Origin of the sequence: Actinomycetospora lemnae, from assembly GCF_028737315.1 — a bacterium.
Classification (GTDB): Bacteria; Actinomycetota; Actinomycetes; order Mycobacteriales; family Pseudonocardiaceae; genus Actinomycetospora; species Actinomycetospora lemnae.
The window spans coordinates 66,296-81,708 of record NZ_JAQZAO010000013.1 but is presented as its reverse complement, the minus strand read 5'-3'; the positions used below and the strand labels follow the sequence as shown (position 1 = coordinate 81,708).

The following is a 15,413-nucleotide window of genomic DNA, read 5'->3' as shown; positions in this document are numbered from 1 at the left end:
CGCAGAGCGCTTCCGGGCGCCACCCGCGTCGATCACGATCGAGCTCGGGGGGTGGCCTGTTCGTGCCGATCACGACGACGTCGTCGACGTCCTACGGCGACGCTGCGTACCGAGAGCTGCGTCGCGTCGTCCACCAGATCAAGGGCGAGGATCCGCTCCGGCAGGTCACCCTCGTCGTGCCCAGCGAACGCGTCGGCGTCGCCTCGCGCCGCGCCCTGGCTCGCGGAGGAGAAGGCCATCCCGCAGGTATCGCCGCGCTCGCGGTGCTCACCCTGCGGCGCGTTGCCGAGATCCTCGCCGCTGACGAGCTGCTGGCGACAGGACGGCGGCCTCTCACCGGACCGGCGCTGGCGAGTGCCGTCCGCGACGTGCTGCGTGAGGAGCCGGGTCGTTTCGCGCCGGTGGCCGATCACATCGGGACCGTGCGTGCCTTGGCTGAGGCGCACCGGGCCCTGCGCCTCGTCCACGAGAACGCGACGAACCAGCTCGCGGAGCCCGACGAACCGGTCGCCGCGGACACCGTCCGGGTCCACCGGGCCGTCCAGCAGCGCCTGGCGACGACGACCTACGACGAAGCAGCACTCCTGCGAGAGGCGGCCTCCTCCGTCTCCCGTCACCTCTTCGGGCCGCTGGTGCTCTTCCTGCCGCAGGACCTCGATGCGCCGGAGATCGACCTCCTGCGCGCCCTCGCCGACCGGCACGAACTGCACCTGGTCCTCGGTCTGACGGGCAACGTGCGGGCTGACGCCGGTCCGCGACGGTGTGCTCGAGAGCTCCAGGCGGCCGTGCCCGAGCTCTCCTGTCCGGAGGCCACCGCCAGCACCGTCCTGCACGCATCGGATCCCGACGACGAGGTCCGGGCCGTTGTTCGTCGCGTGGTGACGGCGCTGCGCACCCGGCCCGGACACCGCATCGCGGTACTCCACGGCAGCACCGACCCGTACGCGCGGCTCCTCCACGAACACTTCCGCAAGGCAGACATCACCTTCTTCGGGCGCGGTGTCCGACCCGCCGTCGAGAGTGCGTACGGCGCCACCGTCCTCCGCCTCCTCGCGTTGACCGAGGGTGACCTCCGCCGCCGCGACGTCCTCGCGATGGTGGCCGGCGGCCCGGTACACGCGGCCGGCCGGCCGGCGCCGAGCAGCGCGTGGGAACGGGTCTCGCGCGACGCGCGTGTCGTGGCGGGCGACGATTGGGGGCGCCTGCTCGGCTTCGCTCAGCAGCAGCGGGAGGACGCTGCCACCGAACGCGCGGAGAGCGAGCCGCGGGAGTGGCTCGCGGAACGACGCGAGCGCACCGCGTCGACCGCCGACGCGCTCCTCGAGTTCATCGCGGTGCTCCGGTCTGCGTTCGACGCCATCGACGCCGCGCAGACATGGCACGAGATCGTGGAGGCTGCACGCCGGCTCCTCGCCGGCGTCCTGGCGTCCGACGAGGGCCTGCACCCCGAGGACTCGTCCGCGGCGCGCAAGATCGCCTCGACGCTGGACGCCGCTGCGGGGATGTCCGGCCGCCCTTCGCGGCGAGCCCTCCGCGAGCTGCTCGAGCTGGAGCTCGACGTCGTCCTCGACCGCGTCGGCACCATCGGGGTCGGCGTCCACGTCGGGCCCGTCACGGAGGGCATCGGCGACGACGTCGACGAGGTCTTCCTCGTCGGCGCGGCCGAGGGGCTGCTCCCGGCGAGGACGGCGGACGACCCGCTGCTCCCCGACCGCGTCCGCGAGCGGACCGCCGGCGCGCTTCCGACGATCAGTGAACGGTCGGCGCGCCAGCACCGACACGTCCTGGCCGCCCTGGCAGCCGCCCCGCCCGGATGCAGAACCATGAGCTTTCCCCGGGGCGACCTTCGCCGCGGAGGCGAACGACAACCGAGCCGGTGGCTGCTCGCGTCGCTGCGCACGATCAGTGGGCGGCCCGACCTCCAGCCCTCCCGATGGCGGGAGATCGAGAAGCATCTCGAGGCGTCGACGTCGTACACCGGCTCCGTGACGACGACGCCCGAGCCGGCGCACGCCCAGGAGTGGCGACAGCGGGCCGCGGTCGAAGGGTCACTCGGCGAGGACGACGCCGCGCTCCGTCGAGCACGCGCACTGCGACGCGGCCGGAGCGGGCCGGATTTCACCGAGTACGACGGCGACCTCGCCGGCGAGGACCTGCCCGTCCCGACCGAGGTGGACGGGCTGTCGCCCACGGCGCTCGAGGACTGGGCGAGGTGTCCGCACGCCTACTTCCTCCGCCGGCTCCTCGGGGTCGCGCCCGTCGAGGAGCCCGACGAGATCGTGCAGATCTCGGCGCTCGAACGGGGCAACGTGCTGCATGCCGTCTGGGAGCGACTGGTGACCGACGCGCTGTGCGAGGGATGGGCGCCGTCTGCTGGGCAGGCGTGGCCGGAGCTGGCCAGGGAGCGCCTCGCCCTCCTCGCCGAGGACGAGTTCGTCAAGGCGCGGGCGCGGGGCGTCACCGGCTTCCCCCTGCTCTGGGAGCAGGACCGGCGCGTCCTCCTCCGCGACCTCGAGGCCTGGCTCGTCAAGGACGACGAGCGACGCGCGCGCCTGGACGAGGCCGTCCCGGTCGGCGCCGAGCACGCCTTCGGGAGGGAAGGGTCCCCGGCGGTCCGTCTCGACCTCGGAGACGGCCGGACGCTGCGGCTCCAGGGCCGTGTCGACCGCGTCGACCGTCGACGAGGCGGCGGGCTCGTGGTCACGGACTATAAGACGGGCAAGACCGACCTCTACCGCGGCAAGCTCACCCCGGAGGAGCCGACCGATCACGGGCAGCGTCTCCAACTCCCGGTCTACGCCCTCGCGGCTCGCGAGGCGTTCGGTCGGGCGGACACGCCCGTCCGCGCGGAGTACTGGTTCACGAGCCTGCGCGGAGGCTTCGAACAGGTCGGGTTCGACGTCACCGACGCCGTCCTCGAGAACACCCGGCAAGTGTTGCGGACCATCGTCGACGGCATCGGGCGCGGGTGGTTCCTCGCCCGGCCGCCGAACGACCCGGGGAACCGTGCGTACGGCTGCCCCTGGTGTGACGTCGACGGCCTCGGTACTGCGGCGCTCGCTCAGGTCTGGCCGACCAAGAGCGCCGAGGCGCGCGACGTCCGCCTGCTCTTCTACGGCGAGGTGGAGGACTCGTGACGCTTCTCGATGACGCCGTGCGTGAGCGGGTCCGCTCCGACCTCGACAGCACGCTGTTCGTCGACGCGGGTGCCGGCTCGGGCAAGACGACGGTCCTCGTCGCGCGGATCGCCGAACTGGTGAGGAGCGGAGTGCCGATGCGCCACATCGCCGCCGTCACCTTCACCGAGAAGGCCGCCGCTGAGCTGCGCGATCGGCTCCGCGAGGAGTTGGAGAAGGGCGGGAACGATGGCGCGCTCGCGGAGCTCGACGCGGCCGCCATCGGCACGCTGCACTCGTTCGCCCGACGTGTGCTGTCCGAGCACCCCATCGAGGTCGGTCTGCCGCCGCTGATCGAGGTGCTGGACGAGGTCGGCTCGGAGGTCGCTGCGGAACGGCGGTGGAACGACCTCCGCACGGAGCTGCTCTCCGACCCCGACGTCGCGCCCCTGCTCCGCCTGGGCCTGGCCGCGGACATGAAGCTCGACCACGTCCGGGAGCTCTTGTCCCGGCTCGAGGCCAACTGGGACATGGTGGAGGAGCGCCTCGCCGGCCTCGTGGCGCCGCCACCGCCCCGCGTCGACGTCAGCTCCTACGTGGCCCGCGCCCGGTCCCTTCTCCTCCGTCGTCGCGAGTGCACTGATCCCTCGGACGCGCTCCTCGGGCGTTTCCTCCTGCTCGAGGAGTGGCTCGCTCGCGCTGAGGCGACCGACGACGACGCCCAGCTGCTCGACCTCGTCGACGAGATCCCGCACGGCAGCAACAAGGGCAAGGCGGGCGCGTGGGGCGGGCAGGCCAAGGCGATCCGCGACGAGTTCCGGCAGCTCAGTGAGGACGGCCAACAGGAGCAGCGGATCGTCGTCGACCGTGTCCTGCGCTGCCTGTTGCCACGCCTCGCCGAGGAGGTGCTCGGCGCCGCGCGACGGCGTCTCCAGACCGGCGAGCTGCGATTCCATGACCTCCTCGTCCTGGCACGCCGCCTGGTGCGCTCCTCAGGCGACGCCCGCGCGGCGCTGCAACGGCGCTACCAGCGCCTCCTCCTCGACGAGGCCCAGGACACCGACCCGATCCAGATCGAGCTCGCCGTGCGGATCGCCGGCGGCCGCTTCGCCGCCGTGGACGCGTGGACGGACCTCGCCGTCCCCGACGGCAGCCTCTTCGTCGTCGGGGACGCCAAACAGTCGATCTACCGCTTCCGGCGCGCCGACATCAGCACCTACCTCGCGGCCCAGTCCGCGTTGGGGACCACCCTCGCGCTGACCACGAACTTCCGCTCCGCGCCCGAAGTGTTGACGTGGGTCAACGGGGTCTTCGGCGAGCTCATCCGACCCCGACCAGGCATCCAGCCGACGTACGAGCCGCTGCAGGTGAAGCCGGAGCGCGCCACCGGGGGCAGCGTGACGGTGCTCGGCGGCGCACCGCATCCTTCCGGGCGATCCCCCACCGCGGACGAGGTGCGCGGCGTCGAGGCTCGCGACATCGCGAACCTCGTGGTGACGGCCCTGCAGGACGGGTGGACCGTCGGGGAGCGCACCGACGACTGGCGTCAGCGCCCGATCCGCCCCGACGACATCACGATCCTCCTGCCGTACCGGACCGCGATCACGGCGGTCGAAGCGGCGCTGGATCGTGCTGAGGTGCCCTATCGCACGGAGGCAGCGTCGATCGTCTACGCCGCGGGCGAGGTTCGCGAGCTGATGACGTGTCTTCGGGCGATCGACGATCCGACCGACGAGCTCGCCGTCGTCGCTACCCTGCGGAGCTCGCTGCTCGGGTGCAGCGACCGGGAGCTCTGGCGCTGGCGCTCCGCCGGCAGGTCGTGGAACCTCTTCGCGCCCCGGGAGGACGACCAACCGGTCGCCGAGGCCCTGGACCAGCTCCGCGCCTGGGTGCGGGCGAGAACACGACGCACGCCCTCCGAGCTCCTCGAGGAGATCCTCGAGCGTCGCCGGCTTCTGGAGGCGGTCGTCGACTCCCCGCGCTACCGGGAGGTCTGGCGACGCCTCCGCTTCGTCGTCGACCAGGCGAGGGCGTGGTCGGAGAGCGAGCACGGCTCACTGCGCGAATACCTCTCGTGGGCCGCTCGCCAGGCCGAGGACTCCGCGCGCGTGACCGAGACCGTGCTGCCCGAGACCGACACCCAGACGGTGCGCATCACGACGATCCACGCGTCGAAGGGCCTGCAGTTCCCCTTCGTGGTCGTCGCGGGGTTGTCGTCTGGCGGGTCCAACCGCCGGCCCACTGTCCTGTGGCCCGCCGATGGGGGCGTGGAGGCCCAGCTGTCAGCCAAGCTCCGTACTGTCGGCTACGACGACGCCGACGCGTACGAGAAGCAGGTCGAGCACGGCGAACGTCTTCGCCTCCTCTACGTCGCCTGCACGCGCGCCGAGAGCCACCTCGCCGTGTCGCTGCACCGCAAGGAGGTGAAGGCCGACAAGGACGCCGTCGACTGCGTGTTCGCAGAACTGCTCGCACGAGGGGCAGCGGGCGTGCCCTCGCACACGTTCGCATCAGCGGACGACCTGGTCTGGTCGGGCGAGCGGCTCGTCGTCGAGGCCGAGCCGCTGCCGGCGTGGGACGCCTGGGCCGCTGCCCACGCCACCTCCGTCGAGCACGCGCGCGTCCTCGAGGCGGTGTCCGCCACGGCGATCGCGCACGGCGAGGTCGAGCTGCCGTCGTTCCCGCCCGGTCTCGACAAGGACCCGGTGGACCTCGAGCTCCCGCCCTGGCTCAAGGGACGCTACGGGACCGCCGTTGGACGCGCCGTGCACGCGGTGCTGCAGACCATCGACCTGGCGACGGGAGAGCATCTGCAAGAGCTCGCCGAGTCGCAGGCCCTTGCTGAGGGCGTGCCGGAGGCGGTCCACGACATCGCCCTGGCGGTGCGGTCGGGCTTGGAGTCGGACATCGTGCAGCGGGCAGCTACTCGCCCGCACTGGCGGGAGACCTACGTCGGCGCTGTCATCGATGGGCAGTTGGTCGAGGGGTACATCGACCTGCTCTTCCGTGACGACGAGGGCCTCGTTGTCGTCGACTACAAGACGGATACGGCTCCTTCACCCGCAACAATCTCGGCTTACCGCCGCCAGCTCCGGGTATATTCGCGCACGCTCGGCGCTGCAGCGGAAGAGTCCGTGTCACGGAGTGCCCTCCTCTTCCTCCGCCCACGCGACACTGCCGAGCTCACTTATCACCTATAGAATGTGGCCCGCCTACCTCTTTATCGGAGCTTCCCAGACTCAGCCATAGGCTTGCCTCCGGCACGTCCGCGATGAAGATGCGGTGTATCGCGCAGACTCGCGCGGTTTGCTGGCGCTGCGGGCTGCTGCCCTGTTGACGCTGCGGCCGGCCAAACGTCCCTCCTCTTGGATTTATCGGGTCGACTCAACCCGAGCGTTGTACAACCCTGTCGGAGGCCCTGGTCCGACACCGACGTCAGGCTGTTGAAACGTGAGGCCCGGTAAGGGGGTAGGGTGACCTCGGGACCACGGCTTACCTCAAGCGTCAGGAGAGGCTGCCTTTGAATAGGCGAAGCGACAGTGCGCTCGAGCGAGCCCTGGTCGAGAAGCTTGCGTCGATCACCTGCGACCTGCAGGCACTTTCCGGCAGCAGTACAGGTTTCCGTCGGGCGTTGACCACTAAGGTCGATGAGCTGCAAACCGTGGCACAGGAACTGGATCCCATTCTTCAGCCATCAAGGGTTTTTGACCCCAACGATCCAACGACTGCGGCTAGAGTCATCGCGTTGACGATGGTCTGCCAATCGAGGGTCCGGCTGGATGAAGTTACTCCATTCTACGGCTCCGGAGTGTACGTTCTCTACTACAATGGGCCGTTCGAGCCTTACGCGAGAATCTCAAGATCAGAGCAGCCTATTTACGCAGGGAAAGCTGAGCCCACTGATCCCAACGCAGCGAGGGCTACGTCTCAGGGACCCACGTTGCATCGCCGCCTCGACGAGCATGCTCGTTCGATCCGAGCCGCATCAAGCACATTATCGATTCAAGACTTCGAGTGTAGATACCTTGTTACGCGTAGCGGTTATCAGAAGGCAGCTGAAGCCGAACTCATCAGCTTCTTCAAGCCGATCTGGAACAAGGAATACAGGGTCTGTCACGGAGTAGGCAAACACGGAGACGCCTCGGACACACGGAAGAATAAGCGATCGCCATGGGACACGTTACACCCTGGTCGTCTCTGGGCGGAGAAGACTGAAGAAGACCAGAAACCGAGAGAGGAGATCTTGCGCGACATCGATCGCCATCTAGATAAATTCCCTCCGCGAGAGCAGACAAGGAACATTGTGGAGTCACTCATTGCGGAGCTGGACCAAGCAAGCGCTGCCTTACGTGAGCATGGGGACTGAGATCGGAAGGGGCTGTGCGCTGAACAGGTCGGCGATCTCGTCGAGATCGTTCCCGTCTGCGACATCCGCCCACTCGATGGCGGAAGCGATGGGTGGCGACTACAACTGTCTAACATAAAATGGATTGGCGAGTCCTAGTGCGTAGGGCCGCGCAGGCCAAGCCCCGTGAGCTCAAGCCACTCACATACCTCTTCGCATGCCTCTGAGTGGAAGATCGCTACGTCGGTGACCGTCCAGACACGCTCCCGCCCCGACTTCGAGCTTGCGCAGCCTTGGGGTAGATTGCGCGTATGCTCGTGTCCGGGGTAGACGACATGTCACGTGGGACGCCAACACGACCGTGCTCGGACGGGGTAGCTCATCACGGCTCTACCTCGAGCTTGGAGCTCAAGGAGTCAGCTTCGACCACCAGCGCCCATGAGTGCTCGCCCGGCTCGATGGGGACGAGCATCGAGCTGTTCTCTGGAGGCGGCGGTCTGGCGCGAGCGATGCACGAAGTCGGATTCGAGCACCTAATGATTAACGAGGTCGACCGGCGAGCAGCCGAAACACTGCGACTTAACGGCGCCCTCGACTTGCACCCCCCGAAGACAGATGTAAACGACGCCGCTAAGTGGGCTCCGACTACCAGTAGTAGCGCTTCGTGGCCGCTAATTGAGGCAGATGTCCGAGAGATTGACTTTCGTCCCTACCGGGAGCGCGTCGACGTTGTCGCCGGCGGTGTGCCCTGTCAACCGTGGAGCCTTGGGGGCGCCCACAAGGGGTACGACGACCCTCGAAATCTGTGGCCCGAGTTGTTCCGGTGCATAAGAGAGACTCGGCCTCGAGCCGTGATTGCGGAGAACGTGAAAGGCCTCCTACGACCGTCGTTCAAGCCATACTATGATTACATCTTGAACGAACTGCGGGCCCCTTTCGAGGAGCGCGGCAACTGCGAGAACTGGCGCGAACACGACTTGCGGTTGCGGTCGGTGCTGGGCAAGTCAGACGACCTACGCGAGCGCTACGATGTCAAGTACCTCTTGGTAAACGCAGCAGACTATGGGGTACCCCAAGTGCGCTGGCGCGTGTTCGTAGTGGCGTTTCGTGCTGATCTAGGCCTTGGTGACTGGGAGTTTCCCACACCGACGCACTCGCGGGAAGCTCTAGTGCAAGCACAGCGAGACGGGAGCTATTGGGAGGAGCACGGCCTCCCCGGTAGGGAACCAGCCTTGGTACGTGAGCCGACCGCGGAGCGCGGACAACTCGCTCTAAGCTCCTCTCAGCTCGACCCCGATCTTCGGAAACAGCAGCGGTGGCTAACACTTAGAGACGCCACTCGAGGCCTCCCTGAACCCATTGGGGTTCGCAGGGAGACACCCGGGTGGCTTCACCACTACGGATGGCCGGGCGCCCGCGAGTATGCAGGACACACCCCGAACGATCTTGACCGACCCGCGAAGACCGTGAAGGCAGGTGTGCACGGGGTGCCTGGCGGAGAGACGGTACTCCGTAGAGATGATGGCTCGATTCGCTATATGACTGTGCGTGAGGTCGCCCGCGCAATGAGTTTTCCCGACACATGGAGGCTGTCAGGACCGCGCGGGGAGCAGATGCGGCAGCTGGGTAATGCAGTTCCAGTGCAGCTCGGCAAGGTTATGGCCAGCGCGGTCGCCGATGCCCTCGCGACAAGGACCGCCTAGCCGAGATCTTGGACAAACATCTTTGCGGCCGGTGCAGTTATCCCTGAGGAAGGCGATAAACCGATAGGCCGAAGAACGAGGCGAGCTCAGGATTGTGTCAAGGACGATTGGCCAGTGGTGAGAGATCCTGCCGTGACGAGCCGCATGATGTCGCGAGTTCGTTCCAAGAATTCCAAGCCTGAGCTCGCTCTTCGCCGGGCCCTGCACGCTCGCGGCATAAGATTTAGGCTGCACCCTCGTGACGTTTTCGGTCGACCGGATGTAGTTAACAGGACTCGGCGCCTAGCGGTCTTCGTCGACGGCGACATGTGGCACGGCAACGAACATCGTCGGCGAGGCTTATCAAATTTGGCTGAACTCTTCCCCAGCCGCACCGAGTGGTGGGTCGCGAAGATCGAAAACAATATTCGCCGCGATCGGGTCGTCACCGAGACATTGCTGGCTCAGGGCTGGCTCGTGGTCAGATTTTGGGCGTCCGAGGTGCTTGCGGATGCCGATGCATGTGCGGTTCGAGTTGAACAACTTCTCGTTGATCGACGGCCGCCGTGCTCGAAGTAGGACTTTGGGGCTGCAATTGCGCCGGGCCAGCGGCGCTTCGCGACAGTTCGTACCACTACGGAAAAGTCGTGGCACAAAGGTTCGTATTCGCCGAGCTTGTGCAAGGGTGAAGCGTTCCCGGTTTGACCCTTCTGGTGCGAGCCTCGGGGGAAACTAGGCCTCGGGGAACTGAATGGCAACAACTAGCGCCGGGTCAGGGGTTGCTCAAGGAGCTCGCTACGATCCTCCGCCTTCTTACCAGCCGACTAGGGAGACCTAGTCGAACGAGGCACAGAGCCTACCGGGGTCTGAGTCTCCGGGTCGCTGTCGGTCTCGGCAGGAATACCATCTAGTCCCTCTGTCTGGTGGTCGAGATCGAGGCAACGTGACACCCGGAGAAGGATTGCTGCTTTACTCGCGACCCACGCGCTACCGACCGGTGAGTTCAGAACCTTCGATGCAGACGCTTCTACCTCGTCACTTGGCGTCGACCCACTCGAGGCCGCGTGGCGGCTGTTCCTCGTCCACCTCGAGGAGGCGGTGCAGACGGCGGAGCCCGGCGAGACGGAGCTCGTCCTCGCCCGCGACGGGGTGCGCTCGACGCGTCCGTGAGACGCCGCGGAGTCGGTCGGTGACCCGCTGCACGCGAGCCCGTCGACCGCGACGAGGTCACCACGGACTCGTGTCCTCGCCGAGACCTGCGCAGGTCAGGACGGCGCAAGGCTGCCCTTCCGGTCCGGACGAAGGGGGCAGCCATGGGCAGGTTGGACGGCAAGGTCGCGATCATCACCGGCGGGGAGAGCGGGATCGGGCGGGCGTCGGCCGGCGCGATGGTCGACGAGGGCGCGCAGGTGCACCTCGTCGGTCTCGACGCCGACGCCCTGAAGCGGGCGGTCGCCGAGCTCGGCGATGAGAAGGCCGCGTTCACGCAGGCCGACGTCACCGACGAGCAGGCCGTGCAGGCCGCCGTCGCCGAAGCGATCGAGCGGTTCGGGCACCTCGACGTCGTCTTCAGCAACGCCGGCAACACCGGGGCCGTGGCGCCGATCGAGGACTACCCGTCGGACGAGTTCGCGCGCACGCTGCAGGTCCACGCCCTCGGCGCGTTCCACATGATCAAGCACACCTCGCCGCACCTCGGCGCGGGAGCGAGCATCATCATCACCTCCAGCGTCGTCGGTCTCATGGGTTTCGGCGGCATCAGCGGCTACGTCGCGGCCAAGCACGCGCAGGTCGGGATGATGCGGGCGGCTGCGAAGGAGCTCACGCCGCGCCGCATCCGCGTCAACTCCCTGCACCCCGGGCCGACGTCGACGCCGTTCCAGGACTCCATCGAGATGCGCGCGACGGGCCTGGGCCAGGAGGAGGCGGCCAAGACGTTCGACGACCTCATCCCCCTCGGCCGGCACGCCACGCCCGCGGAGATCGCGAAGACCGTCGTGTACCTCGCCTCCGACGACAGCGCCTACATGACCGGCGCGACGGTCGCCGTCGAGGGCGGGCTGCTGCTCTGACCGCTGGGTGGTGACGCCGGCGCGGCGGGCGAACGGCACTCGGGACCCCGCCGCGCCGGCGCCGCCCTGCGTCCTCACGGTGGGCGCGGGCCCGGCCTGATCTCGGGCACCCGTCACAGGACCGCGCTCTTCCGGCCATGCGATATGTTGCATACGGTACTCGGCGAGCTGGTGCTGCCACGGAGAGCCCGCGGCCCGCGGACCAGCACCAGGACGAGGAGGACCCGTTGTCCCTCGACGACTTCGAGCGCTACCCGCTGCTGTTCGGACCGAGCCCGGTCCACCGGCTCCACCGCCTCACCGCCCACCTCGGCGGGGCGGACATCTGGGCCAAGCGCGAGGACTGCAACTCCGGCCTGGCCTACGGCGGCAACAAGACCCGGAAGCTCGAGTACATCGTCCCCGACGTGCTCGCCTCGGGCGCCGACACGCTGGTCTCCATCGGCGGCTACCAGTCCAACCACACGCGGCAGGTCGCCGCGGTCGCGGCCAAGCTCGGCCTCAAGGCGCGGCTGGTGCAGGAGAAGTGGGTCGACTGGCCGGACGCGGTGAACGACAAGGTCGGCAACATCCTGCTGTCGCGCATCCTCGGCGCGGACGTGCGGCTCGACCCGTCGGGCTTCGACATCGGCATCCGCGACTCGTGGGAACGCGCGATGGAGGAGGTCCGCGCGGCCGGCGGCACGCCCTACGGCATCCCGGCCGGCGCCTCGGAGCACCGCCTCGGCGGGCTCGGGTTCGCGAACTGGGCCCGCGAGGTCGCGGCGCAGGAGGCCGAGCTCGGCGTCTTCTTCGACACGATCATCGTCTGCACCGTCACCGGCTCGACCCACGCCGGCATGATCGCCGGCTTCGCCGCGCAGGAGCCGGCGCGCCGTGTGATCGGCATCGACGCGTCGGCGACACTGCAGAAGACCCGCGACCAGGTGGAGCGGATCGCCCGCCGCACCGCCGAGCTGATCGGGCTCGGACGCGAGCTGCGCGACGACGAGATCACGGTGCTCGAGGGCTGGGCGGGGGACCTCTACGGCATCCCGGTGGCGTCGACGATCGACGCGATCCGGCTGACCGCCGAGCTCGAGGGGATGATCATCGACCCGGTGTACGAGGGGAAGTCGATGGCCGGGCTCATCGACCTCGTGCGGTCAGGGGAGATCGGCCCGGACTCGACGGTGCTCTACGCCCACCTCGGCGGACAGCCGGCGCTCAACGCCTACGCGGGCGCGTTCTCCTGAGCGCCCGCCCCGTCGGCCCGAACGCGGCGAGCTCACCGACACGACCGGGTGATCTCGCCACGACGGATCTGTCCGCGCCCGGACCCCCGCGCTGTGATGTGCGGCACGGACAGGGCAACGGGGAGGCGACGTGACGGAGACGAGGATCGGCGGAGCGTGCGGGGTGCTGGCCGCCCTCGCCATGATCCCCGCGTACGTGGTGGGGACACCGAACCAGCCGCGCACGCCCGAGGAGGCGGCCGGCTACTACGAGAGCGCGGCCGGGTTCGTCACGGCCAACGGCGCGCTGCCGCTGCTGCACGTGCTCCTGGGCCTCGTGTTCCTGGGCGTGCTGGTCCACGTCCTGCGCCGGGCCGCCGGCCCCTCGGGTGCCGTCTACCTCGCGCTCATCGGCGGCACGGTCTTCTTCGCCCTGACGTCCGCGGGCTTCGCGGCGGAGGTCGCCTACCCGGCCGCGGCGGTGCAGTTCGGCGTCGTGCCGAGCGCCCTCGCCCAGCCGCTGCTCGCGCTGGCGGTGTGGAGCTACCACTACGCCCAGGTCGGCGCCGCCGCGATGATCCTCGCGACGTCCGCCGTGGTCTGGCGGACCCGGGTCCTGCCGACCTGGGTCGCCGGCGCCGGGGTGCTGGGCATCCTGCCGCTGCTGCACCTCTGGGTGCCGCTGGTCGCCGCGCTGAGCAGCCTGCTCTGGTTCGTGGTGCTGGGCGTGGCGCTGCTCGTCACGCGGGAGAGCGCCGCCACGGACCGGACGGGCACGCCGGCGACGGTCTGACGCGTGATCGCTGGACGCGACGGGGGTACCTGGCGCGGCGAGAAGGCACGTCCACACGAGGAGGCCCACGCCGTGTCCCACCAGCCCCCGGACCCGTACCAGTTCCTGCCCGACGTCGCGACGTTCACCGTCACCAGCACCGACGTCGCCGACGGACAGCAGCTCCCGAACGCGCAGGTCAGCGGGATCATGGGCGCCGGGGGGCAGGACGTGTCGCCGCAGCTGAGGTGGTCGGGCGCGCCCGAGGGCACGAAGAGCTTCGCCGTCACCTGTTTCGACCCCGACGCCCCCACCGCGAGCGGGTTCTGGCACTGGGCGGTCGTCAACATCCCCGCCTCCACGACGAGCCTCCCGGCCGACGCCGGTGACCCCGACAAGGGCCTGCTGCCCGAGGGCGCGATCACCCTGGCCAACGACGCGGGCGCCAAGCGCTACATCGGCGCCGCCCCGCCGGACGGGCACGGCGATCACCGCTACTTCTTCGTCGTCCACGCCGTCGACGTCGAGGACCTCGGGGTCGGCGCGGACGCCACACCGGCGTTCCTCGGCTTCAACCTCTTCTTCCACAGCATCGGGCGCGCGATCATCACCCCGACGTACGAGATCAAGGGCTGAGATCAAGGGCTGAGATCCAGGGCTGAGCACACGCAGGGGGCGCGGTGGAGGGTGACGACGGCCGGCCGCTGCCCTCCCTCGACCGGGTGTCGGCGCTCAGCGACGGCATCTTCGCCATCGCGATCACCATCCTGATCCTCCCGCTCACCGACGTGCAGGTCCGGGACGGGCAGGTCGTCGCCGACCTGCTCGCCCTGGGCCACCAGTTCCTCGCGCTCGTCCTGAGCTTCGCGGTGATCGGGGGCTTCTGGGTCCTGCACCACGACGACCTCATCGCGCTGCGGGGCGCGAGCCGGCGGCTGTTGGTCGCCAACCTCGTGTTCCTGTTCTTCGTCGTCATGCTGCCGTTCCCGACCGCCCTGCTCGGGGACGGCGACAGCATCGCCGCGACGGTCATCTACGCCGGCTCGATCATGGGGACCTCGTTGAGCTCGCTCGCGCTGTGGCGTGTCGCCGAGCAGGACGGCCTGGTCGGCGAGGGCTGGGCGCGGCGCTGGGGCCACGGCAAGTACTGGGGCACCGCGGCCGTCGTCGTCGGCTTCCTGCCGTCGATCCCGATCGCCTTCGTCTCGCCGACCTGGGCCCGCGTCAGCTGGGCGCTCGCGATCCCGCTGGGCCTGGTCGCCGACCGCCTCGAGGCCCGGACGGCGGTGAGCCGGGCATGAGCGAGGAGGTCCACCCCGACGACGTCGACGCCTGGCGGGCCTGGCTCGCCGAGCACCACGACCGCGGCGTCGGCGTCTGGCTCGTCACGTGGAAGCCGCGCACCGGGCGCCCGACCGTCGGCTACGAGGAGTCCGTCGAGCAGGCGCTGTGCTTCGGCTGGATCGACAGCACCACCCGCTCGCTCGACGACGAGCGCACCGCGATGTGGTTCAGCCCCCGACGGCGCGGCAGCGGCTGGGCCCGCTCGAACAAGCAGCGCATCGAACGCCTGGAGGCGGCGGGACTGATCGCGCCGGCCGGGCGCGCGATGATCGACGCCGCGAAGGCCGACGGCAGCTGGACGATGCTCGACGACGTCGAGGACCTGGTCGTCCCGCCCGATCTCGCCGCGGCCTTCGACGCGCACCCGGGCGCGCGGGAGCAGTGGGACGGCTTCAGCCGCTCGAAGCGGCGGGCGATGCTCGTGTGGCTCGTCGAGGCGAAGCGGCCGGCGACGCGGGCCGGGCGGATCGCGCAGATCGCGGAGCGGGCGGCGGCCGGCGAGGTCGCGTACCCGCGGGCGTGAGACCGGCCGGGGCGCGGGTAGCCGGGCACCCATGATGACCGTGATCACCCACGTCACCCTCACGCCCGGCCGCGAGCCCGAGTGGGACGCGGCGATGCGCGACCGCCTCGAGACCGCCCGCGAGAAGGAGGGCTGGGTCGGCAACCAGCTCGTCATCCCGCTCGAGGCCCCCAACGAGCGCACGGTGATCGGCACCTGGACCACCCGCGCGGCGTGGGAGGCCTGGCACTCCGACGACGCGTTCCTCGAGACCCGCGAGCGGATGGAGGGCCTGCAGGAGGGTCCGAGCGACACGAGCTGGTACGAGGTGGTCTCGGACGAGCGTGCCTGAGCCGTCCCGGGTTG

13 protein-coding genes are annotated in these 15,413 nt (G+C 69.2%); 12 read left to right on the top strand and 1 reads right to left on the bottom strand.

Annotated features, from left to right (window positions below; genetic code table 11):
- Positions 1 to 32 precede the first annotated feature (32 nt).
- Entirely contained in the window at positions 33 to 1,445 is a 1,413-nt protein-coding gene (locus PGB27_RS24520; RefSeq protein ID WP_274203055.1) for a hypothetical protein, read from the bottom strand.
- On the opposite strand from PGB27_RS24520, the gene PGB27_RS24515 reads away from it, so the two are divergent.
- The 12 genes from PGB27_RS24515 (at position 1,389) to PGB27_RS24465 (ending at position 15,399) form a co-directional block, all read left to right on the top strand.
- Positions 1,389 to 3,137: a PD-(D/E)XK nuclease family protein gene (locus PGB27_RS24515; protein ID WP_274203054.1), complete on the top strand. Its 1,749-nt coding sequence runs from the start codon at positions 1,389 to 1,391 to the stop codon at positions 3,135 to 3,137. The genes PGB27_RS24520 and PGB27_RS24515 overlap by 57 nt on opposite strands.
- Positions 3,134 to 6,316 (top strand): UvrD-helicase domain-containing protein, encoded by a 3,183-nt coding sequence (locus PGB27_RS24510; RefSeq protein ID WP_274203053.1) that lies wholly within the window; start codon positions 3,134 to 3,136, stop codon positions 6,314 to 6,316. Before PGB27_RS24515 ends, PGB27_RS24510 begins: the two co-directional genes overlap by 4 nt.
- Before the next feature lie 461 nt (positions 6,317 to 6,777).
- On the top strand, positions 6,778 to 7,482 hold the full coding sequence (locus PGB27_RS24505) for an Eco29kI family restriction endonuclease (RefSeq protein ID WP_274203052.1): 705 nt from the start codon (positions 6,778 to 6,780) through the stop codon (positions 7,480 to 7,482).
- A 437-nt stretch (positions 7,483 to 7,919) separates the two neighbouring features.
- Complete coding sequence (locus tag PGB27_RS24500) at positions 7,920 to 9,164, top strand: DNA cytosine methyltransferase (RefSeq protein WP_274203051.1); 1,245 nt, start codon at positions 7,920 to 7,922, stop codon at positions 9,162 to 9,164.
- 114 nt (positions 9,165 to 9,278) lie between these two features.
- Positions 9,279 to 9,722: a very short patch repair endonuclease gene (locus tag PGB27_RS29500; protein ID WP_408630117.1), complete on the top strand. Its 444-nt coding sequence runs from the start codon at positions 9,279 to 9,281 to the stop codon at positions 9,720 to 9,722.
- Positions 9,723 to 10,456: 734 nt separating this feature from the next.
- Complete coding sequence (locus PGB27_RS24495; RefSeq protein ID WP_274203050.1) at positions 10,457 to 11,215, top strand: SDR family NAD(P)-dependent oxidoreductase; 759 nt, start codon at positions 10,457 to 10,459, stop codon at positions 11,213 to 11,215.
- Between the two features lie 227 nt (positions 11,216 to 11,442).
- Positions 11,443 to 12,450, top strand: coding sequence for a 1-aminocyclopropane-1-carboxylate deaminase (locus tag PGB27_RS24490; RefSeq protein WP_274203049.1), 1,008 nt, complete (start codon positions 11,443 to 11,445; stop codon positions 12,448 to 12,450).
- A 130-nt stretch (positions 12,451 to 12,580) separates the two neighbouring features.
- Positions 12,581 to 13,222: a hypothetical protein gene (locus PGB27_RS24485; RefSeq protein ID WP_274203048.1), complete on the top strand. Its 642-nt coding sequence runs from the start codon at positions 12,581 to 12,583 to the stop codon at positions 13,220 to 13,222.
- A gap of 72 nt (positions 13,223 to 13,294) precedes the next feature.
- Positions 13,295 to 13,837, top strand: a complete 543-nt coding sequence (locus PGB27_RS24480; RefSeq protein WP_274203047.1) for a YbhB/YbcL family Raf kinase inhibitor-like protein — start codon at positions 13,295 to 13,297, stop codon at positions 13,835 to 13,837.
- A gap of 44 nt (positions 13,838 to 13,881) precedes the next feature.
- Complete coding sequence (locus PGB27_RS24475; protein ID WP_274203046.1) at positions 13,882 to 14,502, top strand: TMEM175 family protein; 621 nt, start codon at positions 13,882 to 13,884, stop codon at positions 14,500 to 14,502.
- Positions 14,499 to 15,068 carry a YdeI/OmpD-associated family protein gene (locus PGB27_RS24470; RefSeq protein WP_274203045.1) on the top strand — a complete coding sequence of 190 codons (570 nt, stop codon included), beginning with the start codon at positions 14,499 to 14,501 and terminating at the stop codon, positions 15,066 to 15,068. The genes PGB27_RS24475 and PGB27_RS24470 overlap by 4 nt, the downstream gene beginning before the upstream one ends.
- A gap of 31 nt (positions 15,069 to 15,099) precedes the next feature.
- The gene (locus PGB27_RS24465) at positions 15,100 to 15,399 is read left to right on the top strand and encodes an antibiotic biosynthesis monooxygenase family protein (protein ID WP_274203044.1); all 300 of its coding nucleotides are present in this window, start codon (positions 15,100 to 15,102) and stop codon (positions 15,397 to 15,399) included.
- Positions 15,400 to 15,413 lie beyond the last annotated feature (14 nt).